Raw genomic sequence first — 753 nt, forward strand, 5'->3', positions numbered from 1 at the left:
GCCCCGGCCCCGGAGGCGGTCCAGGAAGCGGCCCCCTCGTTCCGGCTCGGCTATGTGCCGGGCGTGACGCCGGGCAAGTGGGCCCGGATCTGGGGCGAGCGGCAGCCGGACGTCCCGCTCCGGCTGGCCGGGATGCCGGCCGCCGAGGCGGCCGGGGCGGTGCGGGGCGGGGACGCCGACGCCGTGTTCCTGCGGTTGCCGGTCGACCGCGCCGACCTGAGCGTGATCCCGCTCTACACCGAGACGACGGTGGTCGTGGTCCCGAAGGACCACGTGGTGGCGGCGGTCGACGAGGTGACGGCGGACGAGCTCGCGGACGAGCTGGTGCTGTGGCCGCTCGACGACACGCTCGACTGGGAGCGGCCGCCCGGCCGGCCGGCGGACGAGCGCCCCGCCACCACGGCGGACGCGATCGAGCTGGTCGCGGCGGGCGTCGGCGTGCTCGTCGTCCCGCAGTCGCTGGCCCGGCTCCACCACCGCAGGGACCTCACCTACCGGCCGGTCACCGGCGCGCCCGAGTCGCGCGTCGGTCTGGCGTGGCGGGAGGACCGGACCACCGAGCTGGTGGAGCAGTTCGTCGGGATCGTCCGGGGCCGGACGGTCAACAGCTCGCGGGGCGAGCCGGCCGCGCCGAAGGCGAAGCCGACCGCGAAGGCCAAGGCGGCGGCGAAGGCCGCGGCCCAGGCGAGGGCGAAGGCGCAGGGCGGGGAGCCCCGGCGGGGCTCGGGCAAGGGCGCCAAGGGTGCCAGGGGT

Annotated in this window: 1 protein-coding gene; it reads left to right on the forward strand. The window is 77.7% G+C overall.

Going from position 1 to position 753, the window contains the following annotated elements; all coding sequences use genetic code 11:
- On the forward strand, nt 1–753 hold a 753-nt coding region (locus E1283_RS36705), incomplete at both ends, for a LysR substrate-binding domain-containing protein (RefSeq protein WP_425086284.1).

Origin of the sequence: Streptomyces hainanensis, assembly GCF_004348415.1 — a bacterium.
GTDB lineage: Bacteria > Actinomycetota > Actinomycetes > Streptomycetales > Streptomycetaceae > Streptomyces > Streptomyces hainanensis.